The 25,635-nt window shown below is 74.6% G+C and carries 26 protein-coding genes; 8 read left to right on the top strand and 18 right to left on the bottom strand.

Going from position 1 to position 25,635, the window contains the following annotated elements:
* Window positions 1-16: 16 nt before the first annotated feature.
* The 7 genes from V6U89_RS02375 to truB all read right to left on the bottom strand — a co-directional run bounded on the left by V6U89_RS02375 (window position 17) and on the right by truB (window position 8,346).
* The gene (locus tag V6U89_RS02375; RefSeq protein ID WP_334568908.1) at window positions 17-937 is read right to left on the bottom strand and encodes an AraC family transcriptional regulator; all 921 of its coding nucleotides are present in this window, start codon (window positions 935-937) and stop codon (window positions 17-19) included.
* A 99-nt stretch (window positions 938-1,036) separates the two neighbouring features.
* Window positions 1,037-1,810 (bottom strand): 4-hydroxy-tetrahydrodipicolinate reductase, encoded by a 774-nt coding sequence (dapB, locus tag V6U89_RS02370; protein ID WP_334568907.1) that lies wholly within the window; start codon window positions 1,808-1,810, stop codon window positions 1,037-1,039.
* Between the two features lie 121 nt (window positions 1,811-1,931).
* The gene (locus V6U89_RS02365; protein WP_334568906.1) at window positions 1,932-3,299 is read right to left on the bottom strand and encodes a M16 family metallopeptidase; all 1,368 of its coding nucleotides are present in this window, start codon (window positions 3,297-3,299) and stop codon (window positions 1,932-1,934) included.
* 97 nt (window positions 3,300-3,396) lie between these two features.
* Entirely contained in the window at window positions 3,397-5,772 is a 2,376-nt protein-coding gene (locus V6U89_RS02360) for a polyribonucleotide nucleotidyltransferase (protein ID WP_334568987.1), read from the bottom strand.
* A 221-nt stretch (window positions 5,773-5,993) separates the two neighbouring features.
* Entirely contained in the window at window positions 5,994-6,263 is a 270-nt protein-coding gene (gene rpsO, locus V6U89_RS02355) for a 30S ribosomal protein S15 (protein WP_088963411.1), read from the bottom strand.
* A 193-nt stretch (window positions 6,264-6,456) separates the two neighbouring features.
* A complete protein-coding gene (locus V6U89_RS02350) occupies window positions 6,457-7,386 on the bottom strand; it encodes a bifunctional riboflavin kinase/FAD synthetase (protein ID WP_334568904.1) in 930 nt (309 codons plus the stop codon).
* A 75-nt stretch (window positions 7,387-7,461) separates the two neighbouring features.
* Complete coding sequence (gene truB / locus V6U89_RS02345) at window positions 7,462-8,346, bottom strand: tRNA pseudouridine(55) synthase TruB (protein ID WP_334568902.1); 885 nt, start codon at window positions 8,344-8,346, stop codon at window positions 7,462-7,464.
* 90 nt (window positions 8,347-8,436) lie between these two features.
* Between truB and V6U89_RS02340 the strand changes: the two genes are divergently transcribed.
* The gene (locus tag V6U89_RS02340) at window positions 8,437-8,733 is read left to right on the top strand and encodes a hypothetical protein (protein WP_334568900.1); all 297 of its coding nucleotides are present in this window, start codon (window positions 8,437-8,439) and stop codon (window positions 8,731-8,733) included.
* A 146-nt stretch (window positions 8,734-8,879) separates the two neighbouring features.
* Window positions 8,880-9,200: a hypothetical protein gene (locus tag V6U89_RS02335; RefSeq protein WP_334568898.1), complete on the top strand. Its 321-nt coding sequence runs from the start codon at window positions 8,880-8,882 to the stop codon at window positions 9,198-9,200.
* A gap of 38 nt (window positions 9,201-9,238) precedes the next feature.
* Here the strand turns inward: V6U89_RS02335 and V6U89_RS02330 are convergent, their stop codons facing one another.
* From V6U89_RS02330 to rimP, 11 genes are all read right to left on the bottom strand, one after another.
* Window positions 9,239-10,555 (bottom strand): MATE family efflux transporter, encoded by a 1,317-nt coding sequence (locus V6U89_RS02330; protein ID WP_334568897.1) that lies wholly within the window; start codon window positions 10,553-10,555, stop codon window positions 9,239-9,241.
* Window positions 10,556-10,794: 239 nt separating this feature from the next.
* Window positions 10,795-11,307, bottom strand: coding sequence for an AAA family ATPase (locus V6U89_RS02325; RefSeq protein ID WP_334568896.1), 513 nt, complete (start codon window positions 11,305-11,307; stop codon window positions 10,795-10,797).
* A gap of 573 nt (window positions 11,308-11,880) precedes the next feature.
* Window positions 11,881-12,090, bottom strand: a complete 210-nt coding sequence (locus tag V6U89_RS02320) for a DUF6186 family protein (RefSeq protein ID WP_334568986.1) — start codon at window positions 12,088-12,090, stop codon at window positions 11,881-11,883.
* Window positions 12,090-12,497 carry a hypothetical protein gene (locus V6U89_RS02315; protein ID WP_334568895.1) on the bottom strand — a complete coding sequence of 136 codons (408 nt, stop codon included), beginning with the start codon at window positions 12,495-12,497 and terminating at the stop codon, window positions 12,090-12,092. The genes V6U89_RS02320 and V6U89_RS02315 overlap by 1 nt, the downstream gene beginning before the upstream one ends.
* A 63-nt stretch (window positions 12,498-12,560) precedes the next feature.
* Window positions 12,561-13,592, bottom strand: a complete 1,032-nt coding sequence (locus V6U89_RS02310; protein WP_334568985.1) for a DHH family phosphoesterase — start codon at window positions 13,590-13,592, stop codon at window positions 12,561-12,563.
* 26 nt (window positions 13,593-13,618) lie between these two features.
* Window positions 13,619-14,101, bottom strand: a complete 483-nt coding sequence (rbfA, locus tag V6U89_RS02305; protein ID WP_334568894.1) for a 30S ribosome-binding factor RbfA — start codon at window positions 14,099-14,101, stop codon at window positions 13,619-13,621.
* Window positions 14,102-14,244: 143 nt separating this feature from the next.
* Entirely contained in the window at window positions 14,245-14,538 is a 294-nt protein-coding gene (locus V6U89_RS02300) for a DUF503 domain-containing protein (RefSeq protein ID WP_334568893.1), read from the bottom strand.
* Between the two features lie 88 nt (window positions 14,539-14,626).
* Window positions 14,627-17,632 carry a translation initiation factor IF-2 gene (infB, locus tag V6U89_RS02295; RefSeq protein WP_334568892.1) on the bottom strand — a complete coding sequence of 1,002 codons (3,006 nt, stop codon included), beginning with the start codon at window positions 17,630-17,632 and terminating at the stop codon, window positions 14,627-14,629.
* Window positions 17,633-17,725: 93 nt separating this feature from the next.
* The gene (locus V6U89_RS02290) at window positions 17,726-18,058 is read right to left on the bottom strand and encodes a YlxR family protein (RefSeq protein ID WP_334568891.1); all 333 of its coding nucleotides are present in this window, start codon (window positions 18,056-18,058) and stop codon (window positions 17,726-17,728) included.
* A 16-nt stretch (window positions 18,059-18,074) separates the two neighbouring features.
* Window positions 18,075-19,118, bottom strand: a complete 1,044-nt coding sequence (nusA, locus tag V6U89_RS02285) for a transcription termination factor NusA (protein ID WP_334568890.1) — start codon at window positions 19,116-19,118, stop codon at window positions 18,075-18,077.
* The gene (rimP, locus tag V6U89_RS02280) at window positions 19,115-19,822 is read right to left on the bottom strand and encodes a ribosome maturation factor RimP (protein WP_334568889.1); all 708 of its coding nucleotides are present in this window, start codon (window positions 19,820-19,822) and stop codon (window positions 19,115-19,117) included. Before rimP ends, nusA begins: the two co-directional genes overlap by 4 nt.
* 230 nt (window positions 19,823-20,052) lie before the next feature.
* Here rimP and V6U89_RS02275 point away from each other — a divergent pair, with 230 nt between their 5' ends.
* The 6 genes from V6U89_RS02275 to V6U89_RS02250 are packed head-to-tail and all read left to right on the top strand — an operon-like array spanning window position 20,053 to window position 25,628.
* Window positions 20,053-20,502, top strand: coding sequence for a hypothetical protein (locus tag V6U89_RS02275; protein ID WP_334568888.1), 450 nt, complete (start codon window positions 20,053-20,055; stop codon window positions 20,500-20,502).
* Window positions 20,499-20,948 carry a ferritin-like domain-containing protein gene (locus tag V6U89_RS02270; protein ID WP_334568887.1) on the top strand — a complete coding sequence of 150 codons (450 nt, stop codon included), beginning with the start codon at window positions 20,499-20,501 and terminating at the stop codon, window positions 20,946-20,948. Before V6U89_RS02275 ends, V6U89_RS02270 begins: the two co-directional genes overlap by 4 nt.
* A 58-nt stretch (window positions 20,949-21,006) precedes the next feature.
* Window positions 21,007-21,591 (top strand): PadR family transcriptional regulator, encoded by a 585-nt coding sequence (locus tag V6U89_RS02265; protein WP_334568886.1) that lies wholly within the window; start codon window positions 21,007-21,009, stop codon window positions 21,589-21,591.
* 31 nt (window positions 21,592-21,622) lie between these two features.
* Complete coding sequence (locus V6U89_RS02260) at window positions 21,623-22,357, top strand: ABC transporter ATP-binding protein (protein WP_334568885.1); 735 nt, start codon at window positions 21,623-21,625, stop codon at window positions 22,355-22,357.
* Window positions 22,354-25,095: an FtsX-like permease family protein gene (locus V6U89_RS02255; protein ID WP_334568884.1), complete on the top strand. Its 2,742-nt coding sequence runs from the start codon at window positions 22,354-22,356 to the stop codon at window positions 25,093-25,095. The genes V6U89_RS02260 and V6U89_RS02255 overlap by 4 nt, the downstream gene beginning before the upstream one ends.
* Before the next feature lie 41 nt (window positions 25,096-25,136).
* Window positions 25,137-25,628, top strand: coding sequence for a nitroreductase family deazaflavin-dependent oxidoreductase (locus tag V6U89_RS02250; protein ID WP_334568883.1), 492 nt, complete (start codon window positions 25,137-25,139; stop codon window positions 25,626-25,628).
* Window positions 25,629-25,635 lie beyond the last annotated feature (7 nt).

Genomic DNA, 25,635 nt, shown 5'->3' with positions numbered 1-25,635 from the left:
GCCTCGACCGTCCGGCTCAGTCAGCCCGGGCGTCCAGGTACGGCCGCGGGTCGCCGGCCCCGAGGTCGGTGATGCCGGCGGTGCGCAGCGCTCCGATGGCGAGGGTGCGGCGCACCGCGGCGAAGGTGATCACGTGTCCGATCGTGCCGCCCAGGGTGTGCGTGGTCGGCGGCGAGCAGGTGGTGTCGACGAAGGTGTCGGCCAGCGTGCCGTCGGCGAGCGTCCGGGCGACGAAGGCCCGCCAGTCCCGCCCGGCCACCTCGTGCCGGGCGGACAGTCCGACGATCGACCGGTCGCTCTCGTCGGGCCAGCCGCCCCCGCGCAACGCCGACAGCCAGTGCTCCTCCTGGGTCACCATGGCGTTGATCAGGGAACGGAGGGTCGGTCGGTCGTCGATGGTCTCCACCGAGACGGTGACGGGCCGGTCGAGCACCTCGTCATCGAGGGTGGCGGCCCGCTCGATGACGGCGGACAGGGTGGCGACGTGGTGGTCGACGAGATGTTGCAACACGTCCATGGCGGTCTCCTCGTGGGTGCCCGGCAGCCGCAGGCCACCGGGGGGCTGGAAGTGCACGCCGCTGGGACAGGGCAGCTCCAGCTCGCGGAAGGTGAGTGGCCGGCGCCGCCGGACCTGGGTCGGCGACGCGCCGTAGGAGCGCAGGAAGGCGCGGCTGAACGCCTCGTGGGAGCCGTACCCGGCCTCGACGGCGACGTCGAGGACGGTCCGGTCGGTGGTGGTGAGCCGGTGCGCCGCGCGCTCCAGCAGCAGCCGGCGGCGCATCGCGCCGGGCGGTTCTCCGGTGGCCGCCGCGACGAGCCGGTCGAAGTGGAACCGGGACAGGTGCGCCCGGGCCGCCAAGTCGGCCGGGCTGACGCCGGGATCGTCCACGCCCACCTGCACCCAGTGCAGGATGCGGGCCAGTCCGTCCGTCGTCATGCGAACAGCCTGCACCCGAGGGTGGCGGGCGCGCTTGACCGCCGTTGCGCACCTGCCGGCGCGACCGCCGGCCCGCGACCCGGGCCGGCGGGCGGACGCTCAGTCGAGCAGCGAGTCCAGGCCGATGGTCAGGCCCGGGCGGGTACGCACCGCGCGGACGGCCAGCAGCACGCCGGGCATGAACGAGGCCCGGTCGTACGAGTCGTGCCGGATGGTCAGCGTCTCGCCGGTGGTGCCGAAGAGCACCTCCTGGTGGGCGACCAGCCCGGTGGCCCGCACGGCGTGCACGCGTACCCCGTCGATGTCGGCGCCGCGCGCGCCCGGCACCTCGTCGGAGGTGGCGTCCGGCGACGGGCCGAGACCGGCGTCGGCGCGCGCCCGGGCGATCCGGCGGGCGGTGTGGGTGGCGGTGCCGCTGGGGGCGTCGAGCTTGCGCGGGTGGTGCTGCTCGATGATCTCGACGGACTCGAAGTGCCGGGCGGCCCGCGCGGCGAACTGCATCATCAGCACCGCGCCGATGCCGAAGTTCGGGGCGATCACCACGCCGACGCCCGGCTTGCGCTCCAGCCAACCGCGCACCCGCTCGATCCGCTGCTCGGTGAAGCCGGTGGTGCCGACCACCGCGCTGATGCCCTGGTCGATGCACCAGTGCAGGTTGTCCATGACGACGTCGGGGGTGGTGAAGTCGACGACCACCTCGGCACCCGCGTCGGAGGCGTTGAACAGCCAGTCGCCCTGGTCGACCATCGCCACCAGGTCCATGTCGGAGGCCGCGTCGACCGCCTTGCACACCTCGACGCCCATCCGGCCCCGGGCACCCAGCACGCCGACCCGGATCGGCTCGTCCAGGCCCTTCTCCTGCTCGTCAGTCACGGGGCACAACCTATCCCAATCGGGACGCGGTCACCCGCCGGGACCACCCACGTCCCATGGGACGCCGGTGATCCACGCGCGGCGGACCCGGCGCGCGGGTCGGCACCGCCGGTCGGGCGGGTCAGGCGGAGAAGTCGTGCTCGCCGAACGGGCCGACGACGGCCAGGGACATCGGCCGGCTCAGCAGCTCGGCGGCGAGCGTGTTCACGTCCGCCAGGGTGACCGCGTCGACCCGGGTGAGCAGCTCGTCCACCGGCATCAGGTCGCCGTAGAGCAGTTCTCCCTTGGCCAGCCGGCTCATCCGCGAGCCGGTGTCCTCCAGGCCCAGCACGAACGATCCCTTGCTCATGCCCTTGCCCCGGGCCAGCTCGGCCGCGGTGATCCCCTCGGCGGCCACCCGCGCCAGCTCGGCGCGGGTCAGCTGCAGCACCTCGTCCACCTTGCCCGGCGCACAGCCGGCGTAGACGGCGAAGAGGCCACTGTCGGCGTACTGGCTGGCGTACGAGTAGACCGAGTAGGCCAGGCCACGCTGCTCGCGGATCTCCTGGAACAGCCGGCTGGACATGCCGCCGCCGAGGACGTTGTTGAGCACGCCGAGGGCGAAGCGCCGCTCGTCGAGGCGGTCGATGCCGGGGCAGCCGAGGATGACGTGCGCCTGCTCGGACTCCTTCGGCTCCACCAGGGTGGCGGCCGGCCTGGTGCGTACCGCCGGGGTGGCCGGCCGGTGCGGAGCCGGGGTCGCCGGGTCGGTGTCCAGCGGGGTGCCGCGCAGCGCCTGGCGGACCAGCTTGACCACGGTGGCGTGGTCCAGGTTGCCGGCGGCGGCGATGACGATCTGCGGCGCGGTGTACCGGCGCCGGTAGAAGCTGTGGATCTGCCGCCGGGTCATCGGGGTGACGGTCTCCTCGGTGCCGGAGATCAGCCGGCCCAGGGGGTGGTCGCCGTAGACGGCGCGGGCGAAGAGGTCGTGCACCTCGTCGCCGGGCTCGTCGTCGTGCATGGCGATCTCTTCGAGGATGACGCCGCGCTCGGTCTCCACGTCGGCCGCCTCGATCACCGAGTCGGCCACCAGGTCGCACATGACGTCGATCGCCAGCGGCAGGTCCTCGTCCAGCACGCGGGCGTAGTAGCAGGTGTATTCCTTGGTGGTGAAGGCGTTGGTCTCGCCGCCCACCGCCTCGATCTCCGAGGAGATCTCCAGCGCGCCGCGCTTGTGGGTGCCCTTGAAGAGCAGGTGCTCCAGGAAGTGCGCCGCGCCGGCCTGCGGACCGGTCTCGTCCCGCGAGCCGACCGCCACCCAGATGCCGAACGAGACGCTGCGCATCGCCGGGATCGCCTCGGTGAGCACGCGCAACCCGCTGGGCAGCACGGTACGACGTACCGTGCCGCCCAGCGGGTCGTCACTCAGCGTGCGGGTGACCGCCCGGCCCGACCCCGCGCGACCGGCTTGCGTCCCGGTGGCGCGCCGGACGGCTCCGGACGGCCCCACCCCCCGTCGACCCGCAGGAAAAGACGAACGCTGGGCCCGACTCACGGAAACCTGCTTTCAGTTGACGAGGGGTGGGTGGTGCTGTGGCGCGGGTGGGTCAGCTGTGCCGGGTCCGGCGACGCGGACGCTCGCCGCCCTCGCCACCCTCGCCGCCGCCCTGGGGCCGGTCGCCGCGCTCCGGGGCACGACCGCCCCGGTCGCCGCCGCCGCGCGGGCCACGGTCACCGCCGCGGTCGCCACCCCGGCCGGCCGGACGCTCGCCACCGGCGGCCTCGCCGGCGGCCGGCGCCTCGGCGCCCTCCGGGCGGACCTTGTCCAGGTAGATCTTGCCGCGGGCGTCGATGTCCGCGATCTCGACCTCGACCTTGTCGCCGACGTTGAGGAAGTCCTCGACCTTCTCGACCCGCTTGCCGTCGCCCACCTTGGAGATGTGCAGCAGGCCGTCGCGGCCCGGCAGCAGCGAGACGAACGCGCCGAACGCGGCCGTCTTGACCACCGTGCCGAGGAACCGCTCCCCCACCTTCGGCAGGGTCGGGTTGGCGATGCCGTTGATCCGGTCCACCGCGGCCTGGGCCGACGGGCCGTTGGTCGCGCCGACGTAGATCGTGCCGTCGTCCTCGATGGAGATCTCGGCACCGGTCTCGTCCTGGATGGCGTTGATGGTCTGGCCCTTCGGGCCGATCACCATGCCGATCTTGTCGACCGGGATCTTGACCGTGGTGACCCGCGGCGCGTAGTCCGACATCTCGGCCGGAGCCTCGATCGCCGCCTGCATCACGTCGAGGATCGTCTGCCGGGCCTCGTACGCCTGCTGGAGCGCGGCGGCCAGCACGTCCGACGGGATGCCGTCGAGCTTGGTGTCGAGCTGCAGCGCGGTGACGAACTCCCGGGTGCCGGCGACCTTGAAGTCCATGTCACCGAACGCGTCCTCGGCACCGAGGATGTCGGTCAGCGTCACGTACTGGGTCTTGCCCTCGACCTCGTCGGAGATGAGGCCCATGGCGATGCCGGCGACCGGCGCCTTCAGCGGCACACCGGCCGACAGCAGGCCCAGCGTGGAGGCGCAGACCGAACCCATCGAGGTGGAGCCGTTGGAGCCGAGCGCCTCGGAGACCTGCCGGATGGCGTACGGGAACTCCTCGCGCGCCGGCAGCACCGGGATCAGCGCCCGCTCGGCGAGCGCGCCGTGGCCGATCTCGCGCCGCTTCGGCGAACCGACCCGGCCGGTCTCACCGGTCGAGTACGGCGGGAAGTTGTAGTTGTGCATGTAGCGCTTGGACTTCTCCGGGGAGAGGGTGTCCAGCGACTGCTCCATGCGCAGCATGTTCAGCGTGGTGACGCCCAGGATCTGGGTCTCGCCCCGCTCGAACAGCGCCGAACCGTGCACCCGGGGCAGCACGCCGACCTCGGCGGTCAGCGGGCGGATGTCGCGCGGGCCGCGGCCGTCGATGCGGATCTGCTCGCGCAGCACCCGGTTGCGGACCTCGGACTTGGTCAGCGACCGGAAGGCGGCGCTGAGCTCCTTCTCCCGGCCCTCGAACCGACCGCCGAGCTCCTCGGCGACCCGGGCCTTGACCCGGTCCAGGGCCTCCTCGCGGGCGGCCTTGCCGGCGATGGTGAGCGCCTCGGCCACGTCGGCGCGGGCCAGCTCGGCCACCGCCGCGTACACGTCGTCCTGGTAGTCCAGGAAGACCGGGAACTCGGCGACCGGCTTGGCGGCCACCTCGGCCAGCTCGCTCTGCGCGCGGCACAGCTCGCGGATGGCCGGCTTGGCGGCCTCCAGGCCGCTGGCCACGACCTCCTCGGTCGGGGCCGGGGCGCCGCCGGCGACCAGCGCCACGGTGTGCTCGGTGGCCTCGGCCTCGACCATCATGATCGCGACGTCGCCGTCGGGCAGGGCGCGGCCGGCCACCACCATGTCGAAGGTGGCCCGGGCCAGCTCGTCGATGGTCGGGAAGGCGATCCACTGGCCGTCGACGTGCGCCATCCGGGTGGCCCCGATCGGGCCGGAGAACGGCAGGCCGGAGAGCTTGGTCGACATCGAGGCGGCGTTGATCGCCACGACGTCGTACGGGTGCTGCGGGTCGAGCGCGAGGACGGTCTCGACGACCTGGACCTCGTTGCGCAGGCCCTTGACGAACGACGGGCGCAGCGGCCGGTCGATCAGCCGGCAGGTGAGGATCGCGTCCTCGCTGGGGCGACCCTCGCGGCGGAAGAACGAGCCGGGGATCCGGCCCGCGGCGTACATCCGCTCCTCGACGTCGACGGTCAGCGGGAAGAAGTCGAACTGCTCCTTCGGCTGCTTGCCGGCGGTGGTGGCGGAGAGGACCACGGTCTCGCCCAGCTGGGCGACGACCGAACCGGCGGCCTGACGGGCCAGCCGGCCGGTGGAGAAGGTGATCTCACGGGTGCCGAAGGACCCGTTGTCGATCACAGCGGTACGGGATTCGGTGCCGAGGTTGGTCTCGGTCATGGTGCTGTCGTGCTCCTTCGCGTCGGGGGCCCACGACACGGGAGCTGCTCAGACGGCCGGTCTTCGATCGAAGCGCCCGGGTGACCGGCGTGATGCCGGGGTGCCCGGAGGCCACTACCGGAGACCGGTACGCTGACCGGCTCCCTCTCGGGTGGTCGCGCGGCCCTGTTCTTCAGTGGTACCGGAACGGGGGAGCGGCCGCAGGCCGCTCCCCCGTCACGTCACCGGCGCAGACCGAGTCGCTCGATGAGCGACCGGTAGCGGTTGATGTCCTTCTTCTGGACGTAGTTGAGCAGCCGACGGCGCCGGCCGACCAGCAGCAGCAGCCCGCGGCGGCTGTGGTGGTCGTGCTTGTGCACCTTCAGGTGCTCGGTCAGCTCGGCGATCCGCTTGGTGAGGACCGCGACCTGCACCTCCGGCGAACCGGTGTCGCCCTCGGCGGTCGCGTACTCCGCACGGATCGTGGCCTTGGCTTCCTGGTCGAGCGCCATGTTCTCCCTGTTTCGGTGGGTTGATCACTGGTGTCCGTCGAACCGGTCAGGAGACCGGAACGGACCGGTACCTCGCACCCGCGGCGTCGTGCAGGCACGCGAGGCCCCACGTCGGTCAGCCGACGTCCCCGCCAGACTACCAGTCCGGCCCGGTCCGATCCGGTCAAGGTCGGCAAAGCCGCCCGCGGCGCGCTCAGCCGACCGCCCGGCGGGTCCGCTCGACGTCCTCGGCGATCTGCGCCAGGAGGGGCTCGATGGAGTCGTACCGGCGCTGCTCCCGCAGGTGCGCGACGAAGTCCAGGGCCAGCCGCTCGCCGTACAGGTCGCCGGAGAAGTCCAGCGCGTACGCCTCCACCCGCCGCTCCCGACCGGAGAAGGTCGGGTTGGTGCCGATCGACACCGCGGCGACCAGGGGCTCCGGCTGACCCCGCCGCACCATCCGAGCGGCGTACACCCCGTCGGCGGGGACCGCGGCGTACCGGTGGCGGAGCAGGTTGGCGGTGGGGTAACCCAGCTCACGTCCGCGCTGGTCGCCCCGGACCACCACCCCCTCCAGCCGGTGCGGGCGGCCCAGCGCGGCGGCCGCGGCGGCCACGTCGCCGGCGTCGACGCAGGAGCGGATGTACGTCGAGGAGAACACGGTGCCGGCCTCGGCCACCAGCGGCGCGCCCTCCACGCCGAAGCCGAAGGTGCGGCCGAGCCGGGTCAGCAGCGCCACGTCGCCGGCCGCCCGGTGCCCGAACCGGAAGTTGTCCCCCACCACCACCAGCGCGGCGTGCAGGTGCTCGACCAGGACGTCGTGCACGAACGCCTCCGCCGGCAGCCGGGAGAACTCCGGGGTGAACGGCACCACGCAGAGCACGTCGACGCCGAGGGCCTCGATCAGCTCCGCCTTGCGGGCCGGCTCGGTGAGCACGGCGGGGTGCGAGCCCGGGCGGACCACCTCCGCCGGGTGCGGGTCGAAGGTGACCACCACCGACTTCACGCCCAGCTCCCGGGCCCGGGCCACGGCGTGTCCGATGGTCGCCTGGTGCCCCTTGTGCACGCCGTCGAAGACGCCGATGGTGACGACCGAACGCCCCCAGCCACCGGGTGCCGCGTCGTACCCCCGCCACCGCTGCATGCCGCTCCTCCCCTGCTTCCCCGGCCTCGCCGGGTACCCGCGCCGGCCGCGTGACCGGCGCACCCGCCACCGCCGTCAGGCCGGGGCGAGGACGATCTCCGCGCGGGCCCGGCCGTCCCGCTCGCTGACGATAGCGATCAGTCCGCCGTCGGGACCGAAGACCGCGTACGGCCCGGCGATGCCGGCCGCGTCGAGCGGCCCGCCGTGGGAGAGCACCTTCGCCTCGTCGGCGCTGGCCTCCCGGCGCGGGAAGAACCGGTCGGCGGCCGCGTCGAGCGGCAGGTTGACCACCTCGGGGGCGCGCTGCTCCAGCTCGTCGAGGGTGGCGGCCTCGGTCAGCCGGAAGCCACCCACCGCGGTACGCCGCAGCGCGGTGAGGTGCCCGCCGACCTGGAGCGCCAGGCCCGCGTCCCGCGCGATGGCCCGGATGTACGTCCCGGACGAGCAGGTCACGTCGATGTCCACGTCCAGCACGTCGGGGGTGTCCCGGCGGACGGCCAGCACGTCGAGGCGGGAGATGGTGACCCGCCGGGCGGGCAGCTCGACGCTCTCGCCCTCGCGTACCCGCTTGTAGGCCCGCTGCCCGTTGATTTTGATGGCGCTGACCGCGCTGGGCACCTGGTCGACCTCGCCGGCGAGCGCGGCGAACGCCGCCCGGACCGCCTCGTCGGTGAGCTGGCCGGCCGGGGTGGTGGCGATCACGTCGCCCTCGGCGTCGTCGGTGACGGTGGCCTGCCCGAGCCGCACCGTGGCGGTGTAGCTCTTGCCGGCGCCGATCACGTACGTCAGCAGCCGGGTCGCCCGGCCCACCCCGATCACCAGCACGCCGGTGGCCATCGGGTCGAGGGTGCCGCCGTGCCCCACCCGCCGGGTCCGCGCCAGCCGGCGGATCCGCGCCACCACGTCGTGCGACGTCATGCCGCCCGGCTTGTCCACCACGATCAGCCCGTCACCGCTCACGACCGCCAAGCCTGCCAGACGGGGTCGCCGGGGCCGTCACCGCACGGCACAATGCCCCTCGCGTCCCCACGACCGTCCCCCGGAGTCCCGATGAGCAACCCGCCCTCCCACGAGCACCGCGCCCGGGTCGACCTGCCGGAGTGGATGCGCAACCCCGAGCCGCCCCGCCGCACCCCGGGCCGGCTGCTCTCCGAGCTGCTCGACCGGACACCGGTGCTGCGCGAGCTGCGGCGCGCGGTGTGGCGGTGGCGGGAGCACACCCGGTTCAGCGAGCGGCACCCGGTGCTCTCGGCGGTCGTGTCGTTCGTGTTCGTCGCGGCCGTCGCCACGGTGCTCGTCGCGGGCGCGGCCTACCTGTTCGGCAGGATGCGCGAGGGCAGCCTCTGAGGCCGGGCCCGTCCGGGCCGCGGGTCGCGAGGGCTGGCGTTCGATCGGCGGCCGGGACGACCGCATCCGGACAGGGACGACGCGACGGGCCGCCGGGGTGCGAAGATCATGCGCCCGCTCCCTCCGCCCGACTCAAGAGGCGCCCGATGACGGACGAACGGTCCCCCGGCAAGACCCACGACCGGTTCGCGGTGGCCGCCGCCGACGAGCCGGTCCGGCTGCCGTCCTGGATGGCCGAGACCGGGTCGGAGCAGGAGCTGACCGGCGCGGAACGCCGCCGGCTGACCTGGGCGCGGCACCGCGGCAAGCTCGGCGCCGGATTCGTCGTGGGCGTCGCCGTACTCCTGGTCGCGCTGACGATCGTGGTCGGCGTCGCCGTCGTCCGGCTGGTCCGCGGGGAGGCACCGCCGGCACCCGCGCCCACCGGCACCGCCGGCGCTGCGCAGGACGGCGGCACCGACGGCTAGGCGCGACCCGGCGGGTCACCGCACCCGGGCCACTGCGGTCAGCGGACCGCGCCGGTCACCGCCCATCCGCCCGAGCGCAGCCGCAGCAGCAGCGCGACCAGCCGGATCACGATGAACAGGGTCAGTCCGGCCCAGATCCCGCCGAGCCCCAGGTCGAGCCCGTGGGCGAGCCAGATCGCCGGCAGGAAGCCGCCGAGCGCCGCGACGATGGTGAGGTTGCGCAGGTAGCGCACGTCCCCGGCGCCGATGAGCACGCCGTCGAGGGCGAAGACCACGCCGGCCAGTGGCTGCATCGCCACGAACCAGGGCCAGGCCACCATGGCCTGCTCGCGTACCTGCGGATCGGAGCTGAACCAGGACGGCACCACGCCGGCCCCGGCGGCGATCAGCACCGCGAAGCCGATGCCGGCAACGCCGCCGAGCAGCGCGAACCGGCGGGCGAGGGCCCGCGCCCCGGCGGCGTCGCCGGCCCCGAGCGCGGCGCCGATCAGCGCCTGGGCCGCGATGGCGAGGGCGTCGAGCACCAGCGCGGTGAAGAACCACAGTTGCAGGGCGATCTGGTGGGCGCCGACGGCGGCGGCGCCGAACCGCGCGGCAACCGCCGTGGCGGAGAGGAAGCTGGCCTGGAACGCGACGCCGCGGACCAGCAGGTCACGGCTGAGCGCCAACTGCTGCCGGATCAGCCGGGGCCGGGGCCGCAGGGAGACCCGCTCGCGGACCAGCGCCGCGGCGAAGAGCGCGCCGGAGACGGTCTGGGCGACGGCGTTGGCCACCGCCGAGCCGGCCAGCCCGAGCCCGGCCGGGTACACCAGCAGCGGGCAGAGCAGCGCGGAGAGCAGGTTGGGCGCGAGCACGAAGACCAGTGGGCGGCGGGTGTCCTGGATGCCGCGCAACCAGCCGTTGCCGGCGGCGGCGAGGAGCAGCCCGGGCGCGCCGAGCGCCGCGATCCGCAGCCACTGCGCGGCCGCGCCGGCCACGTCGTCACCACCCCCGGCGAGGGCACGCGCCAGCGCCCCGCCGCCGAGCTGCATGGCGAGCGCGACGAGCACGCCCACCCCGAGGGCGAGCCAGGACGCCTGCACGCCCTCGGCCACCGCCGCCGCCCGGTCGCCGGAACCGAACCGCCGGGCCGCCCGTCCGGTGATCCCGTACGCGAGCACGGTGCCCAGCCAGGCGGTGAGGGTCATCACGGTGCCGCCGACGGCCAGCGCGGCGAGCGGCACCCGGCCGAGGTGCCCGACCACGGCGGTGTCGACCAGCACGTAGAGCGGTTCGGCGGCGAGCACCACCAGCGCGGGCAGGGCGAGGGCGGCGATCCGGCGCGGCGGCGCGATCGCGGTGGCGGTCTGACTCATCGCCGCCGATCCTGGCACGGGATAGGTAAGGATCGCAAGACCAGTCAGCGCTTACGCCTACGGTGACTTCGGGTGGCTCGTTCTGAGCGGGCTTCGACCCCTGCGCATGACCGGGAGATCCACTCCAGATGCGGCATGTCGGGGTGCCCCGCTCGAGAAGACCCCGACATGCCGCGTTCCGCGTCGATCACGGGACCGGGAGCCGGCCCGCCGGCGGACGGCTGGCAGGGCCCGGGGGTTCAGCGGGAGGGGAGGGTGTCGAGCCAGCGGCGGACCTGGCGGCGGCTGCGCAGCCGGACGACCGGCAGTTCCGGTGCGTGGGCGGCGACCGCGGCGAACACCCGGGGCCGGGAGCGGCCGGGATACCGCCAGATGTAGCGCAGGAAGCCCAGGTCGAGCCGTTCGGGGCAGCCGGCGGGCAGGTCGGGGCGGTCGGCGGCGCGGCGGTCCCAGCGGCGACGGACGACCCGGGCGAGGCAGAGCGGCCAGGGCAGGTCGACCAGCACCAACAGGTCGGCGCGGGGCAGGCGGAGATCGAGGGTGCTGCCGTAGTTGCCGTCCATCACCCAGCGCTCACCGGCGGCGAGCGCGGCGACCTGGGTGCGGAAGGCCGCGTCCTCGGCGGGGATCCAGCCGGGTCGCCAGTAGTGCCGGTCGAGGTGGATCAGCGGCAGGTCGAGCCGGCGGGCGACCGCGCGGGCGAGGGTGCTCTTGCCGGCACCCGAACTGCCGACGATCAGGATGCGAGGCACCGGGCGACGCTACCGGCCAGGGGTCGGACGGCGGGGGCCTCGACCGCTCGGATGCGGGAGGCTGCGGCCTTCGCCGCCACAGGCGGGCGACTCGACGGGCCGAGCCGGGTCGGGCTGGGGCCCGGTGGTGGCGCCGGGCCGGAGAACAGGACCGAGAGGCGGTGACGTCGGCGACGCGGGACGTCGGCGGCGTCACCGCCGGTCGGGCAGCGTCACTGACGGGTGTCCATCGAGGTCTGCAGGGCGCGCCGCATCTGCTCGCGCGCCTCGTCGGTGGTCTCGGGCTTGGGCTTGGTCGGCATGGGAGTTCCCTTCCAGGGCGCGGACCACCGGGGACGGCGGCCCTACGGGCGGGTTCTGCTGAGCGCCCGACGGCGGTCCGGGATCACCGGAGCGGCTCGCCTGGCAGCGTGAGCCCGGGTCGGTCTGACCCTGGAGGGAGGCGGCGCCGGGTGTGGCACCACCGCCCACGACCTGCGTCGCGGCGCGGCGCCCGGTCGTTTCCCAAGTTAACGTTCAGTTCCACATGCTGCCCACAGTTCCCGCCATCTGGACCAGATGGCGGCCGGGCGCTCACCGGGCCAGGAAGTGCCAACCCAGCCACCACCAGAAGCCGAACACGCCGATCCGGCCCACCGGGACCGGCCCGACCTCGTACCGCATCACGTACGCGCAGACGTCGCCGAGCGACGGCACCCGGGAGCCCGGGCGGCGGGAGGCCCACTCGACGGCGGCGAAGAGCAGCAGGGCGGCCAGGAAGCCGGTGACGGCCAGGGTGCGCATCATCGCCGGACCAGCCCCCAGAAGGCGGCCAGCCAGCCGAACCACGCGGCGGAGCGGACCAGCTCGTCGGTGAGCAGCGGGTCCGCGAGCCGGGAGAAGGTGGGGAACTCGTTACCGACCGACAGCACGAACGTGGCCGCTTCGAGGACGCCGAAGACGGCCGCCGGCAGCACCCACCAGAGCGCGCCCCGCCCCAGCCGGTGCGGCGCCGGCCGGCGCGGCACCCGGTTGCCCAGACCGAGCCAGATCAGCGTGCCGCCGGTGCTCAGGGTCCACAGGTTGGCCTGGGTCGAGAAGGACGGCAGCTGCCCACCGACCAGGGAGAGGCAGGCCAGCACCGGCACCGTGACCACCGGACGGTCCCAGGCGCGCGGCAGGTCGACGGTGAGCTCGGGGGGCTGCTCCATCCTCCGATTCTCCCCGCGCTCACACAGCGCGGGAAGACCAACACACGTCGGGGCGCGCGGAGATCAGCGGGCGATCAGCGCGCCGTCCAGCTCGGCCCGGATGGCGCGCACCACGTCCTCGGCGCTGCCCGCCCCGGTGAACCCGGCGGCGAACCGGTGGCCGCCGCCGCCCAGCGCCACCGCCACGGCGCTCACGTTCACCGCGCCCTTGCTGCGCATCGACACGGCCCACTCGGCCGGGCCGACCTGCTTGAGCACGCAGGCCACGTCGGCTTCGGCGGTGCACCGCACGGAGTCGATCAGCGCCTCCAGCACGTACGGGCGCTGGTCGTGCCGGGCCAGGTCGTCCTGGGTCGCGTACGTCCAGACCAGTCCGTGACCGGCGGCGGCCGACGGCTCCAGGCGGGCCCGGCCCAGCACCTCGCCGAAGAGCCGGACGGCGCCGAACGGCCGGGTGTCGAAGACCTGGCGGGAGATGTCCCCCGGGCGGATGCCGGTGGCCAGCAGCCGGGCCGCGAACTGGTGCACGGCGGGGGTGGTGGCCTCGAACCGGAACGACCCGGTGTCGGTGGTCAGCGCGACGTAGAGGCACTGGGCGATCTCCGCGTCCAGCGGCACGTCGAGCCGGGTGAGCAGCTCGTCGACGACGACCGAGGTGGCCGCGGCCGCCGGATCGACCAGGTGCACCCGGCCGAACCGGGTGTTGGAGGCGTGGTGGTCGAGGACCAGCGCGTCGCCGGCGGTGTCGAGGCGGTCGATCAGTTCACCCAGCCGGGACTCGCTCGCCGCGTCGAAGCAGACCACCAGATCCGGATCCGGGTACGCCCCGGTCGACGGCACCAGCAGGTCGAGCCCCGGCAGCCAGCGGAACGGCTCGGGCACCTCGGGCGGCCCGGGGAAGGTCGCCTGGAGGTGCCGTACGCCGAGCCGGCGCAGCCCGAGCCCGAAGCCGAGCATGCTGCCCAGCGCGTCGCCGTCCGGGTTGACGTGACAGATCAGCAGCACCCGGGCGTCGGCCGGCAGCCGGCGTACCGCCGCGACGGCGGCGGCCCAGTCGGACTCGTCCGGGCCGGTGCGGGCCGGCCCGGTGAGCAGATCGCCGGCCGCGCCCGGGGTGCCGCTCACCGCCGATCCGTGGCCGACGGGGTGCCCTCGTCGTCGTCCTGGTCGCCCTCGACGTCCTCGTCCTCGTCGAGCCGGTACGGCTGGGCCTCGCCCGCGTACTTGGCCTGGGCCGCCAGCCGCTGCACCTCGGCGTCGGACTGGCGAGCCGCGGCGAGCAGGTCGTCGATGTGCTTGACCTGGTCCTGCACGTCGTCGAGGACGAAGGTCAGGGTCGGCGAGTGGCGCAGCCCGAGCGCCTTGCCGACGGTGCTGCGCAGCATGCCCTTGGCGCTCTCCAGGGCGGCGGCGGTGCTGGCCTGGGCGGCCGCGTCACCGAGCACCGTGTAGAAGACGGTGGCGTCGCGCAGGTCGGCGGTGATCCGGGCGTCGGTGATGGTGATCATGCCGAGCCGGGGGTCCTTGATCTGGCTCCGCACCACCGACGCGACCAGTTCGCGAATGCGCTCCGCGTGCCGGCGTACCTTGGCCGGATCCGTCATGTCCCCCACCTCCAGGGCGTTCTGCTCCCGGCCGGCACGACGGCGCAGGGCACCGCCGGGACCGACCGCCCAACATGTCGAACACTACCCGCGCGGCCGGGCCGGTCGCGCGGCACCGCCGGTGGCGACGGCCACCCCGGGCGTCAGTCGTCCTCGCCGTGCAAGCGGCGGCGCACCGACAGCAGTTCGGTCTCGGGGCGAGCGGCCACCAGGCGCTCACAGGAGTCGAGCACCTCGCGCACGTGGGCCGCCTCGGCGGCCACCACGGCCACGCCGATCTCGGCCCGGCCGTGCAGGTCCAGCGCGCCCACCTCGGCGGCCGACACCTCGAACCGGCGCAGCGCCGCCACGATGGGGCGGACATATGATCTCTTGGCCTTGAGCGACCGTGAGTCGCCCGGCAGCAGCAGGTCGAAGACCGCGGTTCCCGTGTACATCGCTCCGGACGATACGGACATCCCCGGACATGATCAAGGGGTTTACGCCGAACGGCGTAAACCCCTTGATCACTGTGTCAGCACCGGATCAGGCGCGCGGCTTCTCCCGCATCTCGAAGGTCTCGATGATGTCGCCGACCTGGACGTTGTTGAAACCGCCCAGCGTCAGACCACACTCGAAGCCCTCGCGGACCTCCGTCGCGTCGTCCTTGAACCGCTTGAGGGAGCTGATCGTGAGGTTGTCCGCCACGACCGCCCCGTCCCGCAGCAGCCGCGCCTTGGCGTTGCGGCGGATGATGCCGGACCGGACGATACAACCGGAGATGTTGCCGATCTTGGACGAGCGGAAGACGTCGCGGATCTCCGCGCTGCCCAGCTCGACCTCCTCGTACTCCGGCTTGAGCAGACCCTTGAGCGCGGCGTCGATCTCCTCGATGGCCTGGTAGATGACCGTGTAGTACCGGATCTCCACGCCCTCGCGGTCGGCGATCTCGCGGACCTTGTTGGCGGCCCGCACGTTGAAGCCGATGATCGTGACCGCCTCGGACGAGGCGCTCGCGAGCATGACGTCGCTCTCGGTGATCGCACCCACGCCCCGGTGGATGATCCTGAGCTGGACCTCCTCCGGGATGTCGAGGTTGAACAGCGCGTCCTCGAGCGCCTCCACGGAACCGGAGACGTCGCCCTTGAGCACCAGGTTGAGCGAGGTCTTCTCGCCCTCCTTGAGCTGCTCCATGAGGGTCTCGAGGGTGGCCCGACCGCGGGAGTTGGCGAAGGACGCCGCCCGCCGCCGTGCCTGCCGCTGCTCGGCGATCTGCCGCACCGTACGGTCGTCGGCCGCCGCGAGGAAGGTGTCGCCGGCGCCCGGCACCGCGGTCAGACCGAGGACGAGCACCGGACGGGCCGGCCCTGCCTCGGCGACCTGGTTGCCGTTCTCGTCGAGCATCGCCCGAACCCGGCCGTGCGCCCCGCCGGCGACGATCGAGTCGCCCGCCCGCAGGGTGCCCTTCTGCACCAGCACCGTCGCCACCGCACCGCGACCCTTGTCCAGGTGCGCCTCGATGGCCACACCCTGCGCCGGCCCGTCGATCGGAGCGGTCAGCTCCAGCGACGCGTCGGCGGTCAGCAGGACCGCCTCGAGCAGGTCGTCGATGCCGATACCCGGCTTGGCGGCCACGTTGACGAACATGGTGTCGCCGCCGTACTCCTCGGCGACCAGCCCGTACTCGGTCAGCTGCTGGCGGACCTTGTCCGGGTTGGCCTCGGGCTTGTCGACCTTGTTGACCGCCACCACGATCGGCACCTCGGCCGCCTTGGCGTGGTTCAACGCCTCGATCGTCTGCGGCATCACGCCGTCGTCGGCCGCGACCACCAGCACCACGATGTCCGTCACCTGGGCACCACGGGCACGCATGGCGGTGAACGCCTCGTGACCCGGGGTGTCGATGAAGGTCACCGCCCGGTCCTCGCCCTCGTGCGGGACGTGGACCTGGTAGGCACCGATGTGCTGGGTGATGCCACCCGCCTCACCGGCCACGACGTTCGCCTTGCGGATCGCGTCGAGCAGCTTGGTCTTACCGTGGTCGACGTGACCCATGACGGTCACCACCGGCGCACGGCTGACAAGTCGCTCCGCCGCGACCTCGGCGTCGAGGTCGATGTTGAACTGCGCGAGCAGCTCGCGGTCCTCGTCCTCCGGGCTGACGATCTGCACGTCGAAGCCGAGGTGCTCACCCAGCAGCAGCAGGGTCTCGTCAGAGCAGGACTGGGTCGCCGTGACCATCTCGCCCAGGTTGAACATCTCCTGGACCAGCGAACCCGGATTGGCGTTGATCTTGTCGGCGAAGTCCGACAGCGAGGCGCCACGGGAGAGCCGGACGACCTGACCCTGACCCCGGGGGGCACCCGAGCTCATGGTCGGGGCCGACAGGTTGTCGAACTCCTGTCTGCGCTGCTTCTTGGACTTGCGACCGCGGGTCGGCCGGCCACCCGGACGCCCGAAGGCACCCGCGGCACCGCCGCCACGGCCACGACCGCCGCCACCGGGACGACCGCCGCCGCCGGCCGGGGCACCCGGACGGAAACCGCCGCCCGGAGCACCGCCGCCGCCACCGGGACCGCCACGGAAGCCACCGCCACCGCCGCCGCCACCGGGACCGCCGCGGAAGCCACCGCCGGCGCCGCCGCCACCGCCACCGGGGCGGAAGCCACCGCCGGCGCCGCCGCCGGGACGACCTGCGCCGCCACCGGGGCCGCCACGACCGCCACCGGGGCCGCCGGGGCGACCGGTGGTGGGACGCTGGCTCGGCATGGAGGCCGGGCTGGGCCGCGGCGGCATGGAGGCCGGGCTCGGCCGCGGCGGCATGCCTGCCGGGCTGGGCCGGGGGCCACCGGCACCGCCGGCCGGCGGCCGCTGCTGGCCGCCCTGGATACCGAACGGGTTGTTACCGGCGCCGCGCGCCGGCGGACGACCGCCCGGACGGGCACCCGGACCCGGGGTCGGCGCGCCGGGACGACCGGCGGCCGGGGTACCCGGACGCGGGGGCACGGCGTTGGGACCCGGGCGGGGACCCGGACGGGGACCACCCTCGGTCGGGGGCTCCCGTCGGACGTTCTCGCGCTGCTGCTGGCGGGCGGCCTGCGCGGCCTTGACCGCGGCCTCCTGCTCAGCCTTCAGCGCGGCGGCACGCGCCTCGGCGGCCGCCACCTCGATGTCGTGGGCGCTCGCCGGCTTGGCGACCGGGGCCGCCGGCTGCGGCGGACCGGGAACGGGGCCCTTGGGCTTCGGCCCAGGGGTCGGCGCGGCCGGCCGCCGGGGCGGCATCGGCTTGGCCGACACCCGGGGGGCGCCCGGGGCCGGGGACGGCGTCGGGGTCGAGGCCGGAGTCGGTGCGGCCGCCGGCGGGGCGGCCTGCGCCGAGGCACCTCCGGCGGACGCGACGAATGCGCCACGCAGCCGTCGGGCGACGGGCGCCTCGACGGTGCTGGACGCGGACTTCACGAACTCGCCCATTTCCTTCAGCTTGGCGAGAACGGTCTTGCTTTCGACCCCGAGCTCTTTTGCCAGCTCGTGTACGCGGGCCTTACCTGCCACTGCACTCCTCACTCCGAGGTCGTGCGGGCAGTACCCGCAACAACCTCACTCGTGCACTTGAAGCCTGGTCATTTCAGGGACTTCATCGTGTGCTCATGTCGGTCGTCCTACCCTGCTAGCGACCCTCGCCCGGTCGGGTTGACCGGACGTAGTGGTTGGCGCATCGACATACTCCGCCAGCTCGCCGTGGTCGAGGACCCCGGTGATGCGCAGCGCACGCCCGAAGGCGCGCCGCCGCACCGCCTGCGCGAAGCAGGCCGGATCCGGGTGCATGTGCGCTCCCCGACCCGGCAGCCTGCGAGCCGGATCGGGCCGGAGGCTGTGACCAGCCTCGTCGCCGACCGCGACGATCCGCAGCAATTCGCTGGCCGGCGCACGTCTCCGGCAACCCACACAGGTGCGCTCCGGCTGCGCGCGTCGTACCACTGGAGGAAGTCTACCCCTAGCTGCTCGAGATCGCGCCGCCCGGCTCCGGCACGTGATCGGCTCCGCCCCGTCCCGCCGGGCTGGTCTGCTCCGCGTCCGACCGGATGTCGATCCGCCAACCGGTCAGTCGGGCGGCAAGCCGGGCATTCTGCCCCTCGCGCCCGATCGCCAGCGAGAGCTGGAAGTCCGGCACGGTGACCCGGGCCGTCCGGCTGGCCAGGTCGACCACCTCGACGCGCAGCGCCTTGGCCGGCGACAAGGCGTTGCCGACGAAGGTCGCCGGGTCGTCCGACCAGTCGATGATGTCGATCTTCTCACCGTGCAGCTCGCTCATCACCGCGCGGACCCGCTGGCCCATCGGGCCGATGCAGGCGCCCTTGGCGTTCACGCCCTGCGTGGTGGAGCGCACCGCGATCTTCGTACGGTGACCTGCCTCACGCGCGATCGCGCCGATCTCCACCGTGCCGTCGGCGATCTCCGGCACCTCCAGCGCGAAGAGCTTCTTGACCAGCGCGGGGTGCGAGCGGGAGAGGGTGATCTGCGGGCCGCGCATCCCCTTGGCCACGTGCACCACGACGCAGCGGATCCGCTCGCCGTGGTTGTAGCGCTCGCCGGGCACCTGCTCGGACTGCGGCAGGACGCCCTCCAGCTTGCCCAGGTCGACGCTGACGATGCCCTTCTCGACCCGCGCCTCGTGCGCCTGCACCACGCCGGTGACCAGGTCACCCTCGCGGCCGACGTACTCGCCGAAGTGCACCTCGTCGGTGGCCTCCCGCAGCCGCTGGAGGATCACCTGCTTGGCGGTCATGGCGGCGATCCGCCCGAAGTCGTGCGGGGTGTCGTCCCACTCCCGCACCACGGTGCCGTCGGAGTCGACCTCCTGGGCGTAGACCAGGGCGGCCCCGGTCTTGCGGTCGATCTCCACCCGGGCGTGCGGCTCGGCCCCGTCGGTGTGCCGGTAGGCGGTCAGCAGTGCGGTCTCGATCGCCGCGAGGATCGTGTCGAACGGGATCTCCCGCTCGCGCTCGAGTGCGCGCAGCGCCGCGAGGTCGATGTTCACCTCTCCTCGTCCTCCACATCATCTTCGTCGTCGATGTCGTCAATGTCGTCGGTGTCGTCGGTGTCGTCGCCGGCCTCGTCGATCTCGTCGAGGCGGCTGAACTCGACCTGCACCCGGCCGGGGCCGAGCTCGGCGTACGGGTGCTCGGCGCGGCCGGAGTCGGTCTCCAGCACCACGCGCTCGTCGTCGGCCGCCACCACCCGGCCGGTGACCTGACGGTCCCCGGCGGGCTGCTCGCCACGCGGCCCGGGCAGGCCCGCGCCGGCCCGGGTGGTCACCTTGACCAGCCGGCCCACGTTGCGCCGCCAGTGCCGGGGCAGGGTCAGCGGCCGGTCCACGCCGGGGGAGCTGACCTCCAGCTGGTACTCGCCCGCCACGATGTCGCCGCCGGCCTCCTCGGCCGCGTCCAGCGCCGCCGAGACCGCCCGGGAGACGTCCGCGACGCCGTCCAGGTTGATCCCGCCGTCGGCGTCCACGATCACGCGTACGACGTGCCGCCGGCCGGCCCGGGACACCGACAGGTCCTCCAGGTCGTATCCGGCGCCCTGCACGACGGGCTCGATCACCTCGCGCAGCCGGTTGCGCCGGGCGGCGAGGTCACCGCCCCGGGGTGCGCCCGCACGGTCCCCGCCCCGGGGGCCGTCGGTACGACGGGGTCGCCCCGTCGGGCCGGTCGGCCTGGTGGCACGGCCACGCTGCGTCATCTGGCGCACCCTTCTCCTGTTGTGCGGCGGCCCGGTGGCCCGCATGCCCACACGCCACCGGGGCGAACCCGCCGGTGGCTGCGCAGAGCGTAACGCGCCGGGCGGGTGCCGGACCGGGCGGCGCACCGACGCCGGTCGCCCACCTGACGGCGGAGATGGTGTTGACTTGTCCGGTGGCGACGGGAAGAACGACTACGCAGCGCGGTGGACCGGGGCAAACCCGGCGGGCGGTGCTGCGCGCGGGGGCACTCCTGACGGCGGGCGGCGCGACCCTGCCGCTGACTGGCTGTGATCTTTTCGACCGGAACGAACCGCCCCCGCCGCCCGATCCGCTGGAGCCGCTGGCCGCCGAGTCACGCGAGCTGGCCGCCCGGCACCGGGCCGCCGTCGCGGCCGATCCGGCGCTGGCCGACCGGCTCACCCCGATCGCCGACGCGCACGCCGCGCACGCCGAGGAGATCCAGCGGCTGATCGGGCGCCCCGCGCCCGCCGGCTCCCCCGCCGCCGGCACCACCGGACCGGCGACCGACCGGGACGGACTGCTCGCCGAGCTGCGGACGGCGGAGAAGCGTGGCCGGGAGTCGGCCGCGAAGGCGTGCGGGGCGGCCCCGGCGGAGCGGGCCGCCGTGCTCGGCTCGATCGCCGCCGCCCGGGCCACCCACGTGGAGGTGCTGAAGTGATCCGGGGACAGGCACCCACCGACCCGGCCCAGGCGCTGGCGGACGCGCTGGCCGCCGAGTACGCGGCGATCTTCGCGTACGGCCCGATCGGGGTACGGCTGACCGACGCCGCCCGCCGCGACGCCCGGGCGGCCGAGGCGGCGCACCGGGCCCGGCGTGACGCGCTGGTGCTCCAGCTCAGCGCCGGGGGCGGCCAGGTTCCGGCGGACCGGGCCGGCTACGCGCTGCCCTTCCCCGTCACCGACCGGGCCGCCGCGCTGCGGCTGGCGGTGGAGATCGAGGAGCGCACGGCGGCGTTCTGGCGCGCGGCGCTGCCGGTGACCACCGGCGCGGACCGCACCCGGGCGTTGAACGCGCTGACCGACTGCGCCGTGCGCGCCACCCGGTGGCGGCGGACCGCCGGCGTGTCGCCGGTCACCGTGGCGTTCCCCGGCCGGCCCACCTGAGCGTGCCGACCCGCGTTCCGGTTGCGGAGCGCATACCAGGTATGCATACTCCGTTGCCATGTCCATCCGTCACGGCCTGCTCGCCCTGCTCGAGCGTGGCCAGATGTACGGCTACCAGCTGCGCGCCGCGTTCGAGGAGTCGACCGGCTCGACCTGGCCGCTGAACATCGGGCAGGTCTACACCACCCTCAACCGGCTGGAGCGCGACGGCCTGGTCCGGTCCCTGCCCGAGCACGAGGGCGGGCAGCGGCCGTACGAGATCACCGACGCCGGGCGGGCGGACCTGGCCCTCTGGTTCGCCACTCCGATCAGCCGCGCCGACCGGCCCCGGGACGAACTCTCCATCAAGCTGGCCCTGGCGCTGACCACCCCCGGCGTCGACGTCCGCTCGGTGGTGCAGACCCAGCGCAGCGCGACCATGCGCACCCTGCAGGAGCTGACCCGGTTGAAGTTCGCCAGCGACCGGCCGGAGGACCTGCCCTGGCGGCTGGTGCTGGACGCGATGGTGTTCCAGGCCGAGGCGGAGATCCGCTGGCTGGACCACTGCGAGACGAGCCTGGTCCGGTACCGCCCGGCCCCGCCCACGAGCCCCGCCGGGCGGCCCGGGGCGGTGTGGCACGCCGACGAGGAGGCCCGCCGGTGAGCGACGGCGACCACGAGCGGGCGGGCGTGCGGTGAACGCGGCCGGCGGCCCGGTGCTCGAACTGCGCGAGGTGCACCGCACCCACGGCGAGGGCGCCGCCGCCGTGCACGCGCTGCGCGGGGTGAGCCTCACCGTCGAACCGGGCGAGCTGGTCGCCGTGATGGGTCCCTCCGGCTCCGGCAAGTCGACCCTGCTGACCCTGGCCGGCGGACTGGACCGCCCCACCGCCGGTGAGGTGCGGGTCGAGGGCCAGTCGCTGGGCGCGCTCGACCGCCGCGAGCTGGCCCGGCTGCGCCGCCGCCGGATCGGGTACGTCTTCCAGGACCTCAACCTGCTGGGCAGCCTCACCGCGGCGGAGAACGTGGCGCTCCCCCTCGAACTCGACGGCGTCGGCGTCCGCCCGGCGCGCCGGGCGGCGCTGGCCGCGCTGGACGAGGTGGGACTGACCGGGCTCGGCGGGCGCTTCCCCGACCAGATGTCCGGCGGCCAGCAGCAGCGGGTGGCGATCGCCCGGGCGCTGGTCGGCGAGCGCCGGCTGGTGCTGGCCGACGAGCCGACCGGGGCGCTGGACTCGCAGACCGGGGAGGCGGTGCTGGCCCTGCTGCGCCGCCGGGTCGACGCGGGGGCGGCCGGCGTGCTGGTCACCCACGAGGCCCGGCACGCCGGCTGGGCCGACCGGGTGGTCTTCCTGCGCGACGGGGTGATGGTCGACTCGACCGCGCCGCTGGGCGGCGTCGAGCAACTGCTCTCCGGCAGCGGCCGGTGAGGCGGTCGCCGGTGCGGCGCGGCACCGGGCGCCTCGCCGGGGCGGTCGGGTCGTGGCGGGCCGCGCTGCGGATCGCCCGCCGGGAGGCGCGCCGGGCGCGCGGGCGTACCGCGCTGGTGCTGGCGATGATCACGCTGCCGGTGCTGGCGCTGACCTTCGTCGCGGTCAGCTACGACATGGCCGCGCTCACCCGCGGCGAACGCGCCGCGCAGCGGCTCGGCGCCGCCGACGCCGAGCTGCGGTGGATCGCCGACACCGCGGTGACGCAGGACCCGTGGGGAGACAGCGCCTACCCGACCGGGGACGACCCGTCGCGCAGCCGGGTCACCGCCGAGGAGGTCGTCGCGCTGCTGCCGGCCGGCACCCGGGTCGCCCGGGTGCGCTGGTGGGTGCCGTTCGAGGTACGCGTCGACGACGACCTCGTGGCCTTCAACGGCCGGTCGCTCGACCTGGCCGACCCGCTCGCCCGGTCGACGGCCCGGCTGCGCGCCGGCCGGACGCCCACCGGCCCCGACGAGATCGCGGTCAGCGCCCGGGCGTTGCGCCGCCTCGGAGCCGAGGTGGGCGAGCGGGTGACCCTGGCCGACGGCTCCCGGAGCTACGCCGTGGTCGGCGTGGTGGAGTTCCCCGACGACCTGACCGAGGTGGTCGCGCTGCACCCGGGGGCGGCGCCCCCGCCGGAGAGCGCGGCGGAGGAGAGCTGGCTGGTCGACCTGCCGGGACCGGTGGACGCGACGCTGACCGACCGGCTCAACGCGCACGGCATCACGATCAGCGCGCGGACGCCGGTCCCCGGCGCGGCCGTCGTCGAGACCGACCTGACCCGTACGCCGGTCCCGGGCGACGCCGAGGAGACCGGCACGCTGGTGCTGGTCGGCGGGCTCGGCCTGCTGGAGGTCGTGCTGATGGTCGGGCCGGCCTTCGCGGTCGGCGTCCGCCGGCGACGCCGGGACCTCGCCCTGGTGGCGGTGGCCGGCGGCGATGCGACCCACCTGCGCCGGATCGTGCTCGCCGACGGGGTGGTGCTGGGCGCCGGCGGGGCGACGCTCGGGCTCGCGCTCGGCATCGCCGCCGCGTTCGCCGGTCGGCCGCTGGTCGAGCAGTACCTCTTCGGTGCCCGCGGCGGCGGCTACCGGGTCTTCCCGGCGGCGCTGGCCCTGATCGCGGCGGTGGCCGTGCTGGCCGGGGTGCTGGCCGCGCTCGCCCCGGCCTGGGCCGCGGCCCGGCAGGACGTGGTGGCGGGCCTGGCCGGCCGCCGCACCGTTCCGCCGCACCGCCGGCGCTGGCTCGTGCTCGGCGCGGCGCTGACCGTCGTCGGGTCCGCGATCGCCGCGTTCGGGGCGCAGCGCAGCGGACCGACGGTGATCCTCGCCGGGCTGACCCTCGGCGAGCTCGGGTTGGTCTTCGCCACTCCCACGCTGATCGGGCTGCTCGCCCGGGCCGGCCGGGCGCTGCCACTGGCGCCGCGGATCGCGCTGCGCGACGCCAGCCGCAACCGCTCCTCGGCGGGCCCGGCCATCTCCGCGGTGATGGCCGCGGTCGCCGGCAGCGTCGCCCTCGGCGGCTACGTCGCCAGCGACGACGCCCGCACCCGCGCCGACTGGCAGCCCGGTGTCCCGCCCGGTCATGTGCTGCTGCTGCGGTCCGGCCCGGCGAACGGGCCGGACCTGCCGCCGGTGCCCGCCGTCGCCGACCGGGTGCGGGCCGTGCTCCCCGCCGGCTCGGTCGGCCCGGTCGACGTGCCGATCTGCGCGCCACCCCGCGAGCCCGACGACTACTGCAACGTCACCGCGATGCTGCCGCCCGAGCGGGTCTGCCCGTTCGAGGCGGAGGTGTTCCGGTCGGCCGCCGTTCGGCAGCGCGCCCTGGCGGACCCGCGCTGCCGGCGGCCGACGCCCAGTCCCCAGGGGATGTACCTGCCGGTGCTGGTGGACGACGGGGCCGCCCTGCCGGCGCTCACCGACGCCCCGCCGGACGAGGTGGCGCGGGCGACAGCCGTGCTGCGGGCCGGCGGAGTGGTGGTGACCGACCCGCGCTATGTGGTCGACGGGACGGTGGCGGTGACGGCGGACCGGGCGTCCGAGAATCCCGGTCCGCCGGTGAGCACCACCGTCGCCGCCCCCGGGTACGTGCTGCGCGGTGGTCTGCCGGTCGACCGGCTGGTGCTCTCCGCCCCGGCGGCGACGAGGCTCGGCCTGGCCGCCGAACACCTCGGCTACGCGGTGCAGACCGACGGCACGCCGAGCGCCGCCCAGCAGCGGCGTCTCGCCGCCGAGCTGCGCTCGCTGATCCCGGTGCTGGTCGAGGTGGAGTCGGGGCCGCCGGCGTCGGACCAGCGACCGCTGCTGCTCCTGCTGGCGCTCGGCGCCGGCGTGATCACCCTGGGCGCGGCCGGCACGGCCACCGGGCTCGCCGCCGCGGAGGGCCGCCGGGACCTGACCACGCTCGCCGCCGTCGGCGCCAGTCCAGCGGTACGCCGGGTGCTCTCCCTCTGCCAGGCCGGAGTGATCGCCGGACTCGGCTCGGTGCTGGGCATCGTGGCCGGCCTCGGCTCGGCGGTGATCATCCTGACCTCGATCAACCGCCAGTACGCCGAGGCCTGGCCGATCCAGACGCCGTACCCGGTGGTGGTGCCCTGGCCGACCCTCGGGGTGCTGGTGGTGGTGCCGCTGGTGGCGATGCTCGGCGCGGGCCTGTTCACCCGGTCCCGGCTGGCGGTGGAGCGGCGGCTGGACTAGCGGGGGTGTCCCCGGGCCCGCCGACCCGGCAGACTGGCGACGTGTCCGTCCTGGGAACCCTCACGCGCCGACTCGGTCACCACGCGTGGTTCGGCGCCACCATGCGCCTGCTCGTCCCCGCCGACCGGGTGGTCGGGCGGCTCACCCGCGGCCGGGTGGTCGCGCTCGGGCTGATCCCCTCGCTGGTCATCACCACCACCGGCCGCCGCTCCGGCCAGCCCCGCAGCAACCCCCTGCTGTACGTGCCGGACGGCGACGCGTACGTGGTGATCGGGTCGAACTGGGGGCAGCAGCACCAGCCGGGCTGGGCGATGAACCTGCTCGCCGAACCGAACGCCGAAGTGGACGTGAAGGGGCGCCGGTTCGCGGTCCGCGCCGAGGTGGCCACCGGCGCCGAGCGGGACCGGCTCTGGAGCCTGCTGGTCACCGAGTGGCCGGCGTACCGGACGTACGTCGAGCGGGCCGGCGGCCGGGAGATCCGGATCTTCCGGCTGGTGCCGACCGGCGGACCGGTCGGCGACGCGCCGGACTGACCCGGGC

The sequence above is a fragment of the Micromonospora sp. CPCC 206171 genome (genome assembly GCF_036906755.1).
Classification (GTDB): domain Bacteria; phylum Actinomycetota; class Actinomycetes; order Mycobacteriales; family Micromonosporaceae; genus Micromonospora; species Micromonospora purpureochromogenes.
Note: the sequence above shows the minus strand (reverse complement) of the source record. Positions and strands in the feature narration are given on the sequence as shown.

Bases quoted from the DNA above. Each gene is read 5' to 3' on its own strand.
- V6U89_RS02350 (WP_334568904.1), bottom strand. From the start codon at position 7,386: ATGCAGCGGTGGCGGGGGTACGACGCGGCACCCGGTGGCTGGGGGCGT.
- V6U89_RS02375 (WP_334568908.1), bottom strand. From the start codon at position 937: ATGACGACGGACGGACTGGCCCGCATCCTGCACTGGGTGCAGGTGGGC.
- V6U89_RS02265 (WP_334568886.1), top strand. From the start codon at position 21,007: ATGTCCATCCGTCACGGCCTGCTCGCCCTGCTCGAGCGTGGCCAGATG.
- rimP (WP_334568889.1), bottom strand. From the start codon at position 19,822: ATGACGCAGCGTGGCCGTGCCACCAGGCCGACCGGCCCGACGGGGCGA.
- rpsO (WP_088963411.1), bottom strand. From the start codon at position 6,263: ATGGCGCTCGACCAGGAAGCCAAGGCCACGATCCGTGCGGAGTACGCG.
- V6U89_RS02330 (WP_334568897.1), bottom strand. From the start codon at position 10,555: ATGAGTCAGACCGCCACCGCGATCGCGCCGCCGCGCCGGATCGCCGCC.
- rbfA (WP_334568894.1), bottom strand. From the start codon at position 14,101: ATGACGGATCCGGCCAAGGTACGCCGGCACGCGGAGCGCATTCGCGAA.
- V6U89_RS02320 (WP_334568986.1), bottom strand. From the start codon at position 12,090: ATGCGCACCCTGGCCGTCACCGGCTTCCTGGCCGCCCTGCTGCTCTTC.
- V6U89_RS02300 (WP_334568893.1), bottom strand. From the start codon at position 14,538: ATGTACACGGGAACCGCGGTCTTCGACCTGCTGCTGCCGGGCGACTCA.
- V6U89_RS02315 (WP_334568895.1), bottom strand. From the start codon at position 12,497: ATGGAGCAGCCCCCCGAGCTCACCGTCGACCTGCCGCGCGCCTGGGAC.
- V6U89_RS02360 (WP_334568987.1), bottom strand. From the start codon at position 5,772: ATGACCGAGACCAACCTCGGCACCGAATCCCGTACCGCTGTGATCGAC.
- V6U89_RS02340 (WP_334568900.1), top strand. From the start codon at position 8,437: ATGAGCAACCCGCCCTCCCACGAGCACCGCGCCCGGGTCGACCTGCCG.
- V6U89_RS02335 (WP_334568898.1), top strand. From the start codon at position 8,880: ATGACGGACGAACGGTCCCCCGGCAAGACCCACGACCGGTTCGCGGTG.